Genomic DNA, 13725 nt, shown 5'->3' on the forward strand with positions numbered 1-13725 from the left:
AACAGGTGTGAACGCTGTGTGGGCGAGTGTGGTCGCAGTGATCGGGACGCTGCTGGGGGCCCTCACCACTGGTCTGTTGCAGCGCTGGGTGTCCTCCCGTGCCGAGCACACGGCCCGGATCCAGAGACTTCAGGACGCTGCGACCAGCCTGGCGGACGCGTTGACGGACTATCGCGGGCGGCTCTACTGGGAGACACGTCTGGCCACGCAGGACGAGGGGACGCCCGAGCAGGAGGAGGCCACCCACGAGAGCTGGGCGGCCCGGTCACGGGTGAACTACGCCATCAACCGGCTGCTCCTGGCCACGCAGGACGAACGCATCCTCCGGCTCGCGACCGAGGCCCGCAACGCGACATTCGACGTGCAGACCGGCACGTGCGCGCCGCCTGATGCCCGGGAGCAGCAGTTCGCCTTCCTGACGGCGGTCGCCGAGGCGTCGCGGAGCTGAGGGGCTGCCGGTGCGGCCGGGCCGACGGCGGTCAGCCTGCTCGGGCCCGTCCCGGGTCCGGGGACGGGCCCGAGCAGGCAGCGCGGCGTCAGCCCAGTGCGGCCTCCGCCAGCAGGTCGAGCTGTTCGGGTGCGGCGGTGCAGGGGAAGACCAGCAGCTCGTCGCAGCCGGCCGCGGCGTAGGCGGCGGCCGTCTCGCGCAGGGAGTCCGCGTCGGTGAGGACGGCCTTGGCCGCCATCTCGGCCTTGGGGCCGATGAACGCGTAGTAGGCGCGCAGATAGCGCTCGGCGGTGGCGCGTGCCTCCGGACCCAGGCAGGCGTAGACCAGCGCGACCAGTCGCGGACTGTCGGTGCGGCCCTCGGCGCGCCAGGCGGCGCGGGCCTGCTGCGCCAGGTCGGCGTAGGCCGTGGCCGAGCTTCCGCCCGCGATCCAGCCGCCCGCGTGCCGCGCTGCCCGCCGCATCGCCGCCGGAGTGTGGCCGCCGACGATCAGTTCCGGGCCCGGCGCCGCCGGGAAGGGCCCGATGCCCGCGACACCGGTGTCGGTCTGCTTGCCGTCCCAGACGTTGCGCAGTTCGGTCAGCAGCGCGTCCAGCCGGCGCCCCCGGTCGTGGTATGCGGCACCGGTCGCCTGGAAGTCGTCCTCGCGGCCGCCCGCCGCGGCGCCGACCACCAGCCGGCCGCCGGAGATCTCGTGCAGGGTGGCGAGCTGCTTGGCCAGCAGCGCGGTGCCGGGCCGGTAGGCGGCCAGCAGGACGCTGGTCGTCAGCCGGATCCGTTCGGTGACGGCCGCGGCCGCGGTGAGCGCGGTGAGCGGTTCGTAGCTGTCGTAGACGAGCCGGTCCAGGACGCCCAGCGTCGAGAAGCCGTGCTCCTCGGCGCGGGCCGCCCACCGGACGAGGCGCCGCCCGTCGACGTCGGGCACGGTGGTGGGCAGACCCACTCCGATCTCCACAGTCGGTCTCCTTGTGTCGTCAGGACGTGACGGCCGTCGGCTTGCGGGCGGCCAGGAGCGTGTTGCCCAGCGGCAGCGGCCGGGAGGTCACCCCGGTGAATCCGGCCTGCTCCATCCACCCGGCGCAGTGGTCCGGGTGGTATCCGGCTCCCGCCGGGGTCATGACCAGCATGTGCAGGCTGGCGATCAGCGAGGCCAGTTCGGGCTTGTCGCCGTTCATCGGGTCGTAGACGAGCAGCGCCCCGCCCGCGTGCACGGCCGCGTACGCCTTTTCGATCAGCGCGCGGCGCTCGTCGCGGGAGAAGTCGGCCAGGACATGGCCGATGACGACGACGTCGGCGGGCGGCAGCGGGTCGGTGAAGAAGTCGCCGCCGACGAAGCCGGTACGGTCGGCCACCCCCAGGTCCGCGGTGTGCTCGGCGCAGGGTCCGGCGTTCTGCGGCCGGTCGAAGACGGTGGCCGTCAGCCCGGGGCGCTCGCGCACGATGCGCGCCGCCAGGTTGCCGCGGGCGCCGCCCACGTCGGTGAGGGTGGCGTATCCGGACCAGTCGAGCGCCGCCAGCAGATGCGGGATCAGCGGCTGGCTGAGCGAGTCCTGCATGGCCAGGAACATCCGGCGGGCCTGCGGGTCGCTGAGCATGGCCTCGAAGTCGCCCTCGGCCTGCGGTTCCCCGGTGCGCAGCGCCTCGGTGAGCCGCCCCCAGGCGGGGTAGAGGACGAACCCCGCGCCCTCCAGGAAGCCGCCCTGGTAGTCGGGGCCGCGGACCAGGTGCCGCTGGGCGGTGTCGCTGTTGCGGTAGCGGCCGTACTGCCGCTCCAGCAGGCCGACGGCGGTCAGCGCGTCGAAGAAGTCGGAGGCGGCCCGCGGGTGCAGACCCAGCGCGGCGCGCAGTTCCTCGGCCTCCGCACTGCCGTCGGCGGTCTGCGCGAGGGCGGAGAAGACGCCCAGCTCCAGCGCGCTCAGCAGCAGTTTGGAGGCCGCGAAGCCGAGCCCCAGCCGGGCCAGCTCCGAGGTCTGGGGGGTGTCGAGGGTGGCGGACTCGGGTGCCGGGGGCAGCGAGGTCATGCGCGGTCTCCTTCCTTGACGGTCGCGGGCGCGGTGCCCTCGGGCGGTTCCTCGGTGTCCGCGCCCTCGGGGGCCAGGCCGCGGGCCACGGCGTGCCGCCGCAGGGCCAGGGCGCCGCCGACGGACAGCGCCAGCACCGCGAGCAGCAGGTAGTACAGCGCCTCGGGAATCACGTCGATCAGCCGGACCAGGCCGCTGCCGGCGCCGCCGCCGAGTGCCGCGAACAGCCAGAGCAGTCCCAGCATGTGCGCGATGAACCGGCGCGGCAGGACGTCGGCCACGGCGGCGATGCCCACGGCGGCGACGATCAGTTCGCCGCAGGCGTGCATCAGATAGACCACCAGCAGCCACAGCGGGGAGACCTTGGTGTCGCCGGAGGCCAGCCCGGCGGCCACCGCCATGATCAGGAAGCTGACGCCGGTCAGCAGCAGGCCGGCGGAGAACTTGGCCGGGACGCCGCCGCGTCCGCCGCTGTGCTTGAGCAGCAGCCAGGCGAACACCGGCGCCAGCACCAGGATGAACAGCGGGGTGGCCGACTGCAGCCAGCTGACCGGGACTTCGAATCCGAGCACGTCGCGGTCGGTGGAGTTCTTGGCGAACAGCGTGAGCGAGGAGCCGTCCTGGGCGATGAGGGACCAGAACAGCGTCGATCCGAGGAAGATCCACAGGAAGGCGCGCAGCCTCCTGCGGTCCGGCGGCCCCAGTTCGGGGCTGCGGTAGAGCACGGTGTAGGCGACGACGGGTGCGACGATGGTGACCATGCCGACGAGGGCGATGCCGCTGCCCGCCGTCAGCGCTCCGCCCGCGGCCATCCCGGACAGCAGCAGCACGAGGACGGCCGCGACGGCGCCGGTCCGGCGCTTGACGCGGCGGGCCGATGCCGCGTCCAGCGGCCGGCCGGGCAGGTCGCCCACCCCCTGGAACTGCGGCCGGGCCAGCGCCACCTGAATGGTGCCGATCAGCATCGCGGTGCCCGAGACGGCGAAGCCGAGCCGCCAGTCGACGCGCTCGCCGAGGAATCCGGCGATCAGCGGCGAGGTGAGCGCGCTGACCTGGATGCCGACGTAGATCAGCGAGATGCCGGCCTCGCGGCGGCCGCCGTCCTTGAACATCAGGTTGAGCAGGGCCTGGTGGTTGGGCTTGTAGAGGCCCATGCCGACGGCCAGCAGGACGAGCGCGAGCGGCGTCAGCCACAGCAGCGGGGTGGCGAGCGCGAAGTGGCCCGCGGTGGTGACGGCGGCGCCGAGCACCAGGGTGCGCCGCGGGCCGAGCAGCCGGTCGGCGACCCAGCCGCCGGGCAGGCAGAGCATGAACGCCAGCCCGATCCAGGCGCCGAACAGCGCGGCGGCGTCCGTCTTGGCGAGCCCGAGCCCGCCCTCGTCGCGGGGCGCGACGGCGAACAGCACGAGGATCGCCTGCATGCCGAAGAAGCCGAAGCGCTCCCACAGGTCGCTCATGAACAGGGTGCGGAACCAGTTGGGCCAGGGCCGCAGCGAGGTGGTGGCGGCCGGTGCGCCGTCCGCCGCGGGGGCCGGTTGCTGTGCCGTCATGCCGTCGGGCCTCCCTGCGGAGCCGCCTCGGCGGCGCCGGCGCGTGCCAGCCGCAGCTGAGGGTGGAAGGCGAGGTAGAGGCCGCCGACGGCGTTCTGCTCGCTCATCGGGGCCTGCTTCTGCTCGTGGACCTTGTTCAGGTTGGCGAGCGGGTTGGGGTCGCCGCTCTCGGCGCCGTTCAGATGGGCGTGCACGCTGGAGTACACGTCCTGCGCGTCCTCCATGTCGGCGATACCGGTGATGATCCGGTCGAAGGCGTCCTGGAGGTTGAGGTTCTCGCGCTGCGCGGAGGTGAGCTTCTGCGCGTTGTAGAAGTGGTGCTCCTTGCCGCGGTAGCTCTCGTAGAAGACCGAGACCAGCACCAGCAGCCGCTCGTAGGCGTGCTGGTAGACCGTGTTGAAGAACTGCCAGGCCTCTTCCTCCTCGGCCTCGCCGCGGATGACGCTGCCGAGTGCGGCGCTGGCCAGCATCGCGCTGTAGGTGGCCAGGTGGACTCCGGTGGACAGCAGCGGGTCGAGGAAGCAGGCGGCGTCGCCGCACATCAGATAGCCCGGGCGGCCGAAGTCCTGCGCGGTGTAGGAGTAGTCCTGCTCGACCTTCATCTCGCCGACCTGCTCGGCGCCGCCGAGCAGGTCGGTGACGGCCGGGCAGTCGGCCAGCACCTGGTCGTAGACCTCCTGGACGCCGCCGAGGCGGTTGCGCTTCTCGTTGAAGATGTCCCGCCCGGTGACCAGGCCGATGCTGGTGGTGCCGTCGTGCAGCGGGATCACCCAGAACCAGCCGTCGGGTGCCGAGCAGACGGCGATGGCGCCCTCGGGGCCCCGGTCGAGCGGCTTGACGTTCTTCCAGTACGACCAGGCGGCCACGTTGCGGAAGATCTCGTGGTACTGGCGGTTCTTGACGTGCCGCGCCGCCAGGACGCCGCCGCGCCCGGAGGCGTCGATGACGTAGTCGAAGGCGATGCGGCCGCTCCGGTCCGGGTCCTTGGTGCCGGCCCAGCGGGCGGCGACCGGCCGCTCCCCCGCGAACTCCAGCTCCTTGACGGTGACGTTCTCCACCACCTCGACGCCCAGCGAGGCGGCGTGCCGCAGCAGCAGTTCGTCGAACTCGGAGCGGACGACCTGCCAGGCGTTGGTGCCGTCGTCGCCCAGGCTGTCGAACTTGACCTCCCACTCCTCCGGGCCCCAGAAGAAGTAGGCACCGCCCTTGGGCTGGAAGCCGTGGGACTGCACCTTGTCCCAGACGCCGAGGAGTTCGAGTATCGGGCGGCACGAGGGGAGGATCGACTCGCCGATGTGGTAGCGGGGGAACTGGTCCCGTTCCAGCAGGGTGACCTCGAAGCCCTGCTTGGCCAGCAGTCCGGCCGCCGTGGACCCGGCAGGCCCGCCCCCGATGACGAGGATCTGGGTGGAACCGCGCATGAACTTCTCCATTCCTCCGGGGCCCAGGACAGATCGGGTGGAAGGCTCGGACCCTCCCGGGCACGGTGCGCCGGGCTGCCGGAGGAGCGGTGGAGACGGCCTCAATGTCCGGCGGCATCCCCCGCGACACCGCGCGCCCCGCGATCCCGGGCGTTCCCCCGCACCGCGCGGGTGCCGCGGTCGGGCACAACCGGTTCGAGAGCCGGTGGAGGCGGAGCGGGGCCGCTCCAGCGGGGCTCGAGCGGGGTGGAGTCTGCTGGGCGGCGCCCGGGAGCGGCCCGGGTCAGTCGAAGCGAAGGAGACCACCATGCGTGCAAGAGCCATCCGCACCCTGGCCGTCAGCACGGCGAGCGCGGCGGTGCTGTCCGTCGGGCTGGTGGCGGGCGCCCCGAGCAGCGGTGCGCAGCCGGCGGCGGCCGAGGCGCCGTCGACGGCCGAGATCGTGCGGTACGGGCAGCCGAGCCTCTACACCAGGAACATCGACAAGATGCTGGACTTCTACCACGAGGCGTTCGGCTTCCAGGTCGACTTCCGCTTCCCCGCCGAGGGGGACGCCGTCTTCGGCACGGTCAGCCTCGGCGACAGCTACTACCTCACCTTCGCCACCTACGACGTGATCAAGCAGTCCACGCCGCTGCGGCACATCGGCCGGTCGCTGCGCAAGCAGTCCGAGATCGTGGTGATCACCAGCGATGTGGACGCGCTGTACGCGAAGGCCCGGCAGGCGGGCGCGCGGGGCCTGATGGCGCCCAAGGACCAGCCGTGGGGCGAGCGTTCGGCCTACGTCGCCGACCCGGAGGGCAACCTGGTGCAGCTCTCCACGCACAACGAGTCCTGATCCGCGCCGCGCGGTCCGGGACAGCGGCGGAGGGGGTACGCGGACCGGGCGTACCCCCTCCGGCTGTCCGGGACCGCACGTTCAGGCCGCGCGGCCCGCGGGCGCGGGCCGGACCTCCTCGTCCCAGTCGACGCGGTAGGAGTAGACCGGCTCGGTCGCCTTGACGCCGAGCTTGAGGAAGAACGGCAGCACCAGGTCGCGCAGGGCGCGCTGGAAGCCGTTGGCCGCCGCCTTCTGGTTGCCGGTCCGGCGCCCCTCCTTGATGATCTTCTCGACCCGGTCCTTGCGGATGTCCTGGAACGCCGCGAAGGCCCGCTCCACCTGCGGGATGTCCCGCAGGCACTTGGCCAGCACGATCGCGTCCTCCATCGCCATCGACGCGCCCTGGCCGACGTGCGGCGAGGTGGCGTGCGCGGCGTCGCCGACCAGGCAGACCCGCCCCTTGTGCCAGGTAGGCAGCGAGGGCATGTCGTAGATGGGGTAGCCGATGATGCCGTCGGCGGTGTCCTCGATCAGCTGCGGCACCGGGTAGTGGTCCTTGCGGTGCCGCTCCAGCAGCCGGCGCTGCCACTCCTGGTGCTCGACGGCCTCGATCTCACCGCGTGCGGGCTCCCGCTCGTGGTGGTAGTTCTCGAACCAGTAGATCTCCCCGCCGGGGGTGGTCTGGTGGCCGAAGAACCCCTCCAGGCAGAACGACATCCGCATGGTGCCGTCCTCGGGAGCCCCGTGCCGGGAATGGGTGTACCCGGCGGTGCCGATCACTCCGGTGTAGGCGGGCTTGGGGGCGTTGGGCAGCACGGTGTAGCGGGTCTTGGAGTGGATGCCGTCGCAGCCGACGAGGAAGTCGCCCTCGGCGGTGGTGCCGTCGCGGAAGCGGACCGACACGCCCTCGTCCGTCTCGGTGACGCTCTCGAAGAACTTGCCGAACTCCATCGGCACGCCGCGCTCGACGGCCGCCTCGCGCAGCGCCTGGTTGAGCCGTCCCCGCGTCAGCAGCACGGTCTCGGCCGGGTTCTGGCCGAGCTGCCGGCCCTTGTGGTTGAGGAAGGCGGTGTTGCGGGTGAGGGTTCCGCTGCCGGAGACCTCCTCGGCGATGCCCAGGGTCTCCAGGACGGCGATCCCGTTGGGCGCCAGGTTCAGAAAGGCCCCCGCGTCGTCCCTCGGCTTCTCGCTGCCCTCGTAGACGACGGCGTCCACGCCGATGCGCTGGAGGAACATGGCCAGGACGGGCCCGGCGATACCGCAGCCGATCAGCAGCGCTCTGCGGGGTCGTACGGACTGGGTGCCGCTCATGGATCAACCTCGTTCTCTGCGGGGTGCGTTGATGTGCGGGTCGGTGCGGTCGTGCAGGTTTCGAGTGTCGCCGATCGATGCCCGTCCGTCAGTCGATATCCAGACGTGGCAGGATTCGTTCCACCGGACGCGGCAGCCACCAGGCGCGCGGCCCCAGCAGCCGCAGCACGGCGGGGACGAGCAGGCAGCGGATGACGACGGCGTCCATGAAGATCGCGACGGCCAGCCCGAAGCCGAACTGGCGCAGCATCCGGTCGTCGCTGAGGAAGAACGAGCCGAAGACCACGATCATGATGGCTCCGGCCGCGGTGACGACGGCGCCGGTGCGGGCCAGTCCCTCGCGGACGGCCGCGGTGTGGTCGCCGGTGCGCAGCCACTCCTCGCGCATCCGGGAGAGCAGGAAGACCTCGTAGTCCATGGAGAGCCCGAAGACGATCGCGAAGATCATCACGGGCAGGTAGGCCTCGATGGGCCCCGCCTGCTCGCCCAGCCAGCCGTTCTGGAACACCAGGGTGATGGCACCCAGCGCGGCGCCGATGGACAGCAGGTTGAGCAGCGCGGCCTTCAGCGGGATCAGCAGCGAGCGGAAGACGGCGGCCAGCAGCAGCATGGACAGCCCCACGACGATGGCCACGAACAGCGGCATCCGCGCTGCGACCGTGTCGGAGTAGTCGATGACCGAGGCGGTGGCGCCGCCCAGCAGATAGTCGGCGCCGGTGCGCTCCGAGAGGCCGGGCAGCACCTCCTCGCGCAGCTGGTGCACCAGGTCGGTGGTCGCCTCGTCCTGCGGCGCCGTCTTCGGATAGGCCAGCACGGTGGCCGCCTCGCCGTCCCCGGTCGGGATGACCCCGCTGCTGCCCGCGATGCCGGGGGTGTCGCGCAGTGCCGTCGTCAGGGAGCGGGCCGCCGCCCGGACGTCGCCGTCCTCCGGCGGGGCGACGGCGATCACCAGCGGGCCGTTGACGCCGGGGCCGAATCCGTCGGCGAGCCGGTCGTAGGCCTCCCGGCTGGTGCTGCCCTGCGGGTCGTTGCCCGCGTCGGCGAAGCCGAGCCGCATGCCGAGCATCGGCGCGGCCAGCGCGCCGAGCGCGACCACGGCCAGCACCAGTACCGCGACCGGCCGGCGCTGCACGGCCGCGCCCAGCCGGCGCCAGCCCGCGCCCTCCTCGGACTTGCCCCGCTCGGCGCGCTTGGCGGCGCGGGCCCGGAACTGCCGCTCGAAGCGCTTGCCGAAGACGGCCAGCAGCGCCGGCAGCAGGGTCAGCGAGGCGAGCATCGTGACCAGGATGGTCAGCGCCACCGCCAGGGCGGCCCCGCGCAGCGCGCCCAGGCCCAGCGCGACCAGCCCCAGCAGAGCGATGATCACGGTGCAGCCGGCGACCGCGACGGTCCGCCCGGCGGTCTGCAGGGCCCGCCGCGCCGCCTCGGCGGTCTCGGCGCCGCTGGTGAGTTCGGTGCGGTACCGGGCGAAGACGAGCAGCGCGTAGTCGATGCCGACGCCGAGCCCGACGAGCATCATCACGTACGGCGCCCAGGTGGCGACGGTGAACAGGTGGGAGACGAGCACGATGGCGCCGAGGGTGGTGCCCACGGCGAACAGCGCGGTGATGACGGGCAGTCCGGCGGCGACCACGGTGCCGAACATGAAGACGAGGATGACCAGCGCCGCGAGGATGCCCGCTCCCTCCGCCGCACCGCCGGAGTCGGCCGCCAGTTCGCCGGCCGCCTCGCCGCCGAGCTCGACGCGCACGCCGTCGCCCGCCGCGGTCCGGGCGGTGTCCAGGATGCGCCGGGTGTCGGAGACCTCCATCTCCTCGGCGGGCCGGTCGAGGGTCACGGTGGCGAAGGCCGTGGTGCCGTCCGGGGAGAGCGAGGAGGGGTCGGCGAAGGCGCCGCGCACCTCGTCGACCGCGGGCAGGCCGGCGACCTTCGCCTCCATGGCGCCGACCGCCTGGCGGACCGCCTTCCCGCGCAGCCCGTCCGGGTCGTGCAGCACGATCTCCAGCGAGCCGCCGCCCTGCCCGGAACCGTGCTCCTCCAGCAGCTCGACGGTGCGCTGGGTCTCGGTCCCGGGGATGGAGTAGTCGTCCCGGTAGCGGTCCCCGGCGCTGGAGGCCGCAGCCCATATCCCGGCGAGCACCACGGCCCACAGGACCAGCGCGGTCCATCGGTGGCGGTGCGCGAAGACGGCGGATCTGGCGAACAGTCCACCGCTGTCCGGCTGCGCTGCCGGGGCGGTGGAGTGCGTACGGGGTGGCGTGCCGGTCACGGTTCCTCCTCGGGCACGCGGTCGGCTGGTCCGCGGCCGTGCGTACAGCCTGGCCAGAGCCGCTGGAGAACGGCTCGAGCGAGGTTGTAGCCGCTCCGGGACGTGCCGGGCAAGGGGCAGCGGCACGCGCTCCACCGCCACTCCAGGGACAGTCGAGTCAACGGCCGGACGCTGGCCGGATGACCGGCCACCATGGTCCGATGACCAGCGAACCGGACAACGAGCAGCGGCCGCGCCGGGCCGGGAAGAACAAGCGCGACGCCGACGGCCGACCGCCCTCGCGCGGCCGGCGGATCCGCCGCCGCGCCCTGCTGGCCGCGGGCGGCACGCTGGGCGCGGGAGTGGTGGTGGGCGGTGCCTATGCCGTCAACTTCGCGGTCGTCTACGGCAACCGCAAGCTGACCAACGTCGGGGAGCTGACGTTCGAGAACCCGCTGCGCGTCCCCCGGCTGCTGGAGGGGCGCAGGAGCGGCGGGGACCGGCTGTTCGAGCTCACGGCGCGGCCGGGCAGGAGCGAGCTGCTGCCCGGCAGGCAGACCCCGACCTGGGGCATCAACGGGCCGTTCCTGGCGCCCACGCTGCGGGCCCGGCGCGGGGAGACGGTGCGGGTCGCCTACGACAACCGGCTGCCGGAGGCCACCACACTGCACTGGCACGGCATGCACCTGCCGGCGGTGATGGACGGCGGCCCGCACCAGACGGTGCAGCCGGGCGCCGTCTGGAAGCCGCACTGGAAGATCGAGCAGCCCGCCGCGACGCTCTGGTACCACCCCCATCCGCACGGAGCCACGGCCGAGCACGTGACCCGCGGCATCGCGGGCATGTTCCTGGTGGACGACGAGAAGGACGCCGAGGAGCGCACGGGACTGCCGCGCGACTACGGGGTGGACGACATCCCCCTGATCGTGCAGGACCGCAGCTTCGCGGACGACGGCACGATGGAGCTGCGCGGGGCCTCCACCCTGGAGAGCTTCGCCGGGGTGGGCAGCGTGGGCGTGCTGGGCGACACGATCCTGGTCAACGGGGTGCACGACCCGCATCTGAAGGTGAGCACCACGCTGGTGCGGCTGCGGGTGCTGAACGCCTCCAACGCGCGCGTCTACAACTTCGGCTTCACCGACAACCGCGAGTTCCACCTGGTGGCCCAGGAGAACGGGCTGCTGGAGCGGCCGGTGCCGCTGCGCCGGCTGCAGCTCATGGCCGCCGAGCGCGCCGAGATCGTGGTGCGGATGGAGCCGGGCAGGACCGCGCTGCTGCGCAGCTTCCCGCCCGACCTGGGGCTCGGCTTCCCCACCGACCGGATGGACGGCGGCCAGGACACCTTCGACATCCTCCAGCTGCGCCCCGCGGCGAAGCTGACCAGGTCGCAGCCGCTGCCCGAGCGGCTGCGGGACGTGCCGCGCCCGGTCGAGGTGCCGAAGGGCGCGACCGTGCGCAGGTTCCGGATGAACGGGACCCAGATCAACGGCAAGGCCATGGAGATGGCGCGGGTGGACGTGGTCGCCCCCGCCGAAGCGGTGGAGGTGTGGGAGTTCACCGGTTCGAGCGATGGGATGCACAGCATCCATGTGCACGGCACCGGCTTCAACGTCCTGGAGTACCGGGGGCGGAAGCCGCCCGCGCGACTGCGGGGGCAGAAGGACACCGTCCACGTCCCGGCCGGCGGCACGGTGCGGCTCGCGGTCCCGCTGCCGCGCTGGGTGGACACCGTGTACCCCTACATGTACCACTGCCACGTCCTCACCCATGAGGACCAGGGCATGATGGGGCAGTTCACGATCGCCCGGCCCGGCTCCGAGTCCCAGGCCCCGCGCTGGATCTCCGACCACCACTGACCACGTGCAGAGCGTCCGCGGCGACCGGCCGCGGCACGCGCATCCGTCGAGATCCCGGAGGCCGAGATGAACAGCAGCAGCACTCCCCCGCCCGGACCGCGCACCGCGCTGGTGACCGGGGCCAACCGCGGACTCGGGCAGGCGGTGGCCGCCGCGCTGCACGAGGCCGGGCATCGCGTGGTGGTCGCCGCCCGGGACGCGGAGGCCGCCGCGAAGGCGGCCGCCGAACTGGGCGAGGGGGTACGGTCCGCGGTGCTGGACGTGACGGATGCCGGGGCGGCCGAGCGGGCCGCCGCGCGGCTGGGCCCGGTCGACATCCTGGTCAACAACGCGGGCGTGCAGCTGGACTGGGGGGAGCGGCCCTCCGCGCTGGACCTGTCGCTGGTCGAGCGCACCCTGGAGGTGAACCTGCTGGGCACCTGGCGGGTCTGCCAGTCCTTCGTCCCGGGCATGGTGGCACGGGGCTGGGGGCGGGTGGTCAACATCTCCAGCGGTACCGGCTCGTTCAGCAACGGGATCGCCGCGATGTGCCCGGCCTACTCGGTCTCCAAGACATCCCTGAACGCGCTGACCGTGATGCTCGCCGAGGAGACCCGGGACACGGGGGTGCTGGTCAACGCGATCAACCCGGGGCTGGTGCGCACCCGGATGCGGCCGACGGCCGAGCAGAGTCCGCAGCAGGCGGCGCGGGACGTGCTGCGCGCCGCGACGCTGCCGGACGGCGGGCCCTCGGGGGTGTTCTTCCGCCGGGACGCCGTCATCGGCTGGTAGCGCTGCCCGTTTCCTGCCCGTTTCGGTGCCGGTTGCGCTGCCCATCCGGGGGCCGATGCCACCTCTGCCATCACATTTGACACATCCTTGAGCCCGTCGCGGGCGGTCACTTGTTCGCTGGGGACCGGAATTGCCCGTTCGACACGAGGAAGTGTCCGTATGCGCAACTGGAACAGGCGTCGGTTCATCAGCACGGCAGGCGGGGCGGCCGGTGCGGCTCTGCTCGCCGGGGCCGCACCGGCCGCCGCCGCTCCGGCCCAGCAGGCCGACTCGGCCGAACCGCTCCGCATCGTGACCGGCGAGGAGGACTTCGTCTGCCCGAGCACGGCTCCCCCGGGGGCGACCGTCTTCCAGGTGACCGCCACCAGCTACCGGACCGGGTTCCTCGGACTGGTCCGGCTGCGTGACGGGCACGAGGAGAGCGCCTTCCGCGAACTGCTGTACGCGCTCTTCTCGGCGCGGACCCCGCAGGAGAGCATCGAGGCCACCCGTGGCCTGATGGACACCGCCGAGCTGTACGGCGGGGCCGCCGTCCATCCGGGTGCGGTCTCCTACATCACCCCGGTGCTGGAGCCGGGCAGCTATCTGGTGCTGGAGTACCGGGACTTCCAGGGGCCGCTGGGCCGCCAGCCGGAGCGGGGGCGGGAGCACGTGCGGACGCTGACCGTCACGGAGCCGGTCACCGCCACGGACGCCGCCGCGGCGGCGGGGAGCGCGGCCACGCTGACCACCCGGGAGACCGCGGAGGGGCCGCGGTTCGAACTGCACGGACAGCCCAGGGCCGGATCCACGGTCCGGTGCGTCAACCAGGTGACACAGCCCGACGAGGCGATCATCTACCGCGTCCGGGACGACTCGGTCACCGAGGAGGACGTACACGCGTTCTTCAATAGTGACATGAGCATGACACCTCCGTTCGGCATCGACGCCCCCCTGGGCACACCGCCGATCTCCCCCGGCGGAGACCTCTGGGTCACCATGCCGACCGAGCCCGGCCGCTATGTGGCCGCCTCCTGGGTCAGCAGCCTGGAGGACGGCCGGCCGATGGCCGCGCACGGCCAGCATCTGATCTTCCACGTCACGGCCTGAGCCCGCACGCGGAAGGCGGCGGCCGCACCCGGCGACCGCCGCACCCGGCCACGGAGCCGCACCGCCGGACCGGAACACCGGACCGTACGCCGCACTCCGCGGCACGGCTCCCGCGGCCGGAACATGCGGGAGCCCCGGCCCCCGATCGGCGGATCGGGGGCCGGGGCTCCCGGCATACGCGGTCAGCCGC

General features: G+C 72.7%; 11 protein-coding genes. 5 read left to right on the forward strand and 6 right to left on the reverse strand.

Features of this window, described 5'->3' with window-relative positions:
• Positions 1–7: 7 nt before the first annotated feature.
• A complete protein-coding gene (locus tag A949_RS35680; RefSeq protein WP_158687622.1) occupies positions 8–448 on the forward strand; it encodes a hypothetical protein in 441 nt (146 codons plus the stop codon).
• Positions 449–536: 88 nt separating this feature from the next.
• Here A949_RS35680 and A949_RS0123205 read toward each other — a convergent pair whose 3' ends face one another.
• From A949_RS0123205 to A949_RS0123220, 4 genes are read right to left on the reverse strand one after another with little or no spacing between them, the layout of a single operon-like run.
• Positions 537–1403, reverse strand: coding sequence for an LLM class flavin-dependent oxidoreductase (locus A949_RS0123205; protein WP_019358432.1), 867 nt, complete (start codon positions 1401–1403; stop codon positions 537–539).
• Positions 1404–1422: 19 nt separating this feature from the next.
• Positions 1423–2469, reverse strand: a complete 1047-nt coding sequence (locus A949_RS0123210; protein WP_019358433.1) for a methyltransferase — start codon at positions 2467–2469, stop codon at positions 1423–1425.
• Entirely contained in the window at positions 2466–4019 is a 1554-nt protein-coding gene (locus A949_RS0123215) for a peptide MFS transporter (protein ID WP_019358434.1), read from the reverse strand. Before A949_RS0123215 ends, A949_RS0123210 begins: the two co-directional genes overlap by 4 nt.
• Entirely contained in the window at positions 4016–5440 is a 1425-nt protein-coding gene (locus A949_RS0123220) for an NAD(P)/FAD-dependent oxidoreductase (RefSeq protein ID WP_037707363.1), read from the reverse strand. Before A949_RS0123220 ends, A949_RS0123215 begins: the two co-directional genes overlap by 4 nt.
• 307 nt (positions 5441–5747) lie before the next feature.
• On the opposite strand from A949_RS0123220, the gene A949_RS0123225 reads away from it, so the two are divergent.
• The gene (locus A949_RS0123225) at positions 5748–6278 is read left to right on the forward strand and encodes a VOC family protein (RefSeq protein WP_019358436.1); all 531 of its coding nucleotides are present in this window, start codon (positions 5748–5750) and stop codon (positions 6276–6278) included.
• An 81-nt stretch (positions 6279–6359) separates the two neighbouring features.
• On the opposite strand, the gene A949_RS0123230 is transcribed toward A949_RS0123225, so the two are convergent.
• Both A949_RS0123230 and A949_RS0123235 read right to left on the reverse strand, forming a co-directional pair.
• Complete coding sequence (locus tag A949_RS0123230) at positions 6360–7571, reverse strand: FAD-dependent oxidoreductase (RefSeq protein ID WP_019358437.1); 1212 nt, start codon at positions 7569–7571, stop codon at positions 6360–6362.
• A gap of 88 nt (positions 7572–7659) precedes the next feature.
• Positions 7660–9840 carry an MMPL family transporter gene (locus A949_RS0123235; RefSeq protein WP_019358438.1) on the reverse strand — a complete coding sequence of 727 codons (2181 nt, stop codon included), beginning with the start codon at positions 9838–9840 and terminating at the stop codon, positions 7660–7662.
• A 200-nt stretch (positions 9841–10040) separates the two neighbouring features.
• Between A949_RS0123235 and A949_RS0123240 the strand changes: the two genes are divergently transcribed.
• The 3 genes from A949_RS0123240 (at position 10041) to A949_RS0123250 (ending at position 13535) form a co-directional block, all read left to right on the forward strand.
• Positions 10041–11675 (forward strand): multicopper oxidase family protein, encoded by a 1635-nt coding sequence (locus A949_RS0123240; RefSeq protein WP_019358439.1) that lies wholly within the window; start codon positions 10041–10043, stop codon positions 11673–11675.
• 66 nt (positions 11676–11741) lie between these two features.
• Complete coding sequence (locus A949_RS0123245; RefSeq protein WP_019358440.1) at positions 11742–12446, forward strand: SDR family NAD(P)-dependent oxidoreductase; 705 nt, start codon at positions 11742–11744, stop codon at positions 12444–12446.
• A 159-nt stretch (positions 12447–12605) separates the two neighbouring features.
• A complete protein-coding gene (locus A949_RS0123250; RefSeq protein WP_019358441.1) occupies positions 12606–13535 on the forward strand; it encodes a hypothetical protein in 930 nt (309 codons plus the stop codon).
• Positions 13536–13725 lie beyond the last annotated feature (190 nt).

The organism is Streptomyces sp. AA1529, from assembly GCF_000280905.1.
In the GTDB taxonomy this organism is placed as follows: domain Bacteria; phylum Actinomycetota; class Actinomycetes; order Streptomycetales; family Streptomycetaceae; genus Streptomyces.